The sequence below is a fragment of the Petrocella sp. genome, assembly GCF_059865615.1.
The window spans coordinates 1-2,939 of sequence record NZ_JCBCDA010000164.1 but is presented as its reverse complement, the minus strand read 5'-3'; the positions used below and the strand labels follow the sequence as shown (position 1 = coordinate 2,939).

Sequence of the window (2,939 nt, the reverse complement as noted above, 5' to 3'; positions counted from 1 at the left end):
GTATTGTCCATCCGTTCCATTTCCATGGCCATGGACTCGGCACCGGCTCTAGCGATATAATACGCCTTCATGTAATCGGTCTGATAGATGGCTTGATCGTTCTCACCCATACTGACCGTAATCATCGCGCCCATTAAAAGGAAAACAACGGTCATCACCACAACCACATAGGCCAAGGCGGCACCTTGTTCATTTTTTATATTTTTCATATTGCTTATAGTTCTATTCAACTTCATACCATCACCTACTTCCATAACATCCACTTGGTGGCAAGATTTATTCTTCAAGCAAGCCTCTGTTGTCTTTTACCTAAAGTAGTATAACAAGTAAACTGCTTCCGCCTTGGTTAATACGCCAAAAGGATCTGACCAGTCCTTGGCTGGTACAGACTTGGTTGCTTCTAGGGATTGTCCAATGGTTGTCCATGTAAAGTTGCTCTCCGGCTTAATCTTATTCATTACAAATTCTACTTCACCATAGGTCATAGGGTCCTTGGGTCTTAGGGTGTTATCTTCGTATCCCACAATAAAGCCACTTAGATAACCACGGTGAATGGCCTTCGCAAAAGCGTTCTCTAAGCTGCCCAGTTCTTCATAGTCATCAAAGGTGGTTAAGTCCAAGTCACTGTCCACAAGAGGCCAATCGTAGACCTTATCCAATAGCACGATAAACTCACCTCTGGTCATGGGCTGGTCCGGTTCAAAAGTCAAGTAGGGGTTCAGGTACAAATGACCGGCTTCCAGAAAAGCTTGGATCTCGGCCTCCATATAATGACCGGCAATATCTGTGAAGTCAAAATACCGGCTAAAGTTAAAAACTTCACTGTTCCCCTCCATATACAGATAACGAACGATGCCATCGCTTTGGACGGAAGGGGAAAAAGGATTTTCCTTATAAAAGAGATCATCCACATACCACTTATACAAGTCGTCCTGAATCTCAAGGTCTGTAGCAAAGGTGTAGAATTCCAGTTGAATATCGCCTTCAATTTCTTCCACTTCGGCTTTAACTATGCTGGCGGTGGTCATGTTGATATGCTTAGGGAAGGACCACATGCTTTTTAACATGTTGAGTAAGGACGCATACTGCCCTGTATAAGAAATATGAACCACATCTTTTTTGAAGGCAATGCCATCAACCTCTTCCCAGACAGGTATGTCAAAGCTGATAACGTGTTCGGTAATGAAGGGCATGAGTAGAAAGTCATTGAGCAATAAAATAATCTCTTCTTGAGGGGTGGTGTTAAAATAAGCCCCAGCCTTGTCCTTCATGGTCACATAAGCTGCTTCAACAGCCTGATCAACCTTATCTTCATCTTCCACTAATTTCTCTAGGCCTTGTAACTCTTGTCTACTAATACGCAGTTCTTGTTTGAGATCTTTAAGACTGGCCATCTGAGGTTCTATGGCATACACAAATACCATCCAAACGCTTATAAAAGTCAGTACCAAGGTCAATAGGATTTTCTCACGGTTAGATATTCTCATGGCTACCACCTCCTACTTGAACTTGGATGACGAATCCATAATCCGCCTCATTATTAACAATCTCGGATATGAAGAGGTCTGATACAGAGGTCATTTGTCGTAAATTATGTTCAAACTCAGCAATGGCCGGTTTGTTCAAAGCAAAACCACGCATGGTAATGACCCCATCCCCAATATCAATACCGGTCACTTCTACGTCCATGGGCATGGTGTCGCTGATCATAGCAAAGACATTCTCTTGGACCTGATGGCGACCCTGTATGGTCGTATTGGCCACTTCAATATTCCTAATAATGGTCTCCAAATTATCTAAGATATCTTTTTTATGGAGAATACGACCTAGGTCTTCACTGGCCTTGATTTCTGCAATGGCCGTATTGGTGTTTGCCAAGTCCACTTCCAAATAAGTTCTGATGTAATAATTGTAAGCAAAAAGCCCAGCCATACTTAGGAGTAAGAGGATGCACAAAAGGAGTGTGACCACAAAACTGGTGCTTTTTTTCTCTTTCTTTATCGATAGATCGTTAAAAAAATTATAATCCGACATCGTCTCACCTACCTTCTATACATAACGCCAAGGGCGTTAAGAATCTCTGTCAAATCAAGTTGGCCTTGTTGGTCTAAGGTGACCGAACTGACTTTCTTGATACGTTCCGTAGGTAAGTTGAAAACACTCTGAATATAATCTTCAAAACCATTAATCTTCGATAGACCACCATAGATATAGATGTATTCAATCTGGCCGGCAATGGCATTCCTTGAACTGTAGTAGCGAAATACCTTGGTAATCTCTTCAAACCAATGGTCTAAGGTAGACTTGATGATGTTGACCACCTTACCTTCATCGGTGAGTTCATTTACCGGGTAATTCAGATTATGAATGCTCATCTTACTTTTTTGGGCTTCATCAAGGGGCATAGAAGCGAACTTACTGATGTTCTGATCAATGTCTTTGCCACCAAAATCTAAAAGACGTTGAAAACGCATTTTTCCTTTTTGAAAAATACTGATACGGACTTTCTCATAGCCAAGATCTATAAAAGCCACCGTGTTTTCTCGGTGGTAATCGTTGCCGTTAAGTCGTCTCTGGTTCTCGATGAGTTTGGCAAAGGTGTTGGCTTGAGTATCAAGGACAACCGGTTCCAACCCTGCTTTGTGAATTAAGGTATGGATTTGCCCAATCAACCGCTTAGGCACCGCTGTCACCAACATCTCCGCAAAGGGCTTATCTTCAATCTCCAATTCCTTCATGACTACAGACTGGACGCTATAGTTTTCCATGTCGATAGGCAGAAACTGTTCCACTTCATATTTGGCCATATCTTGTAAGGTGTCCTTATTACTGCTGGGCACGGACACGTCTCTTGTTATAATTTGTCCGCTCTCGATACAGCAAAAACACTTCTTCTCATGAATCTTATTGTTCTTAATCAGATGTTTCAAGTTGGCACT

General features: G+C 42.1%; 4 protein-coding genes. All 4 read right to left on the bottom strand.

Annotated elements, in window-relative coordinates; all coding sequences use genetic code 11:
- Positions 1-209 (bottom strand): hypothetical protein (locus AC6F8J_RS15030; protein ID WP_500724435.1); only part of this gene is annotated, 209 nt, incomplete at its 3' end.
- Between the two features lie 96 nt (positions 210-305).
- Positions 306-1,487, bottom strand: coding sequence for an S-layer homology domain-containing protein (locus AC6F8J_RS15025; RefSeq protein ID WP_500724434.1), 1,182 nt, complete (start codon positions 1,485-1,487; stop codon positions 306-308).
- Positions 1,474-2,034 (bottom strand): PilN domain-containing protein, encoded by a 561-nt coding sequence (locus tag AC6F8J_RS15020; protein ID WP_275842311.1) that lies wholly within the window; start codon positions 2,032-2,034, stop codon positions 1,474-1,476. Before AC6F8J_RS15020 ends, AC6F8J_RS15025 begins: the two co-directional genes overlap by 14 nt.
- Positions 2,035-2,042: 8 nt before the next feature.
- Positions 2,043-2,939, bottom strand: an 897-nt coding sequence (gene pilM / locus AC6F8J_RS15015; protein WP_500724433.1) for a pilus assembly protein PilM, incomplete at its 5' end; no start/stop codon positions are given.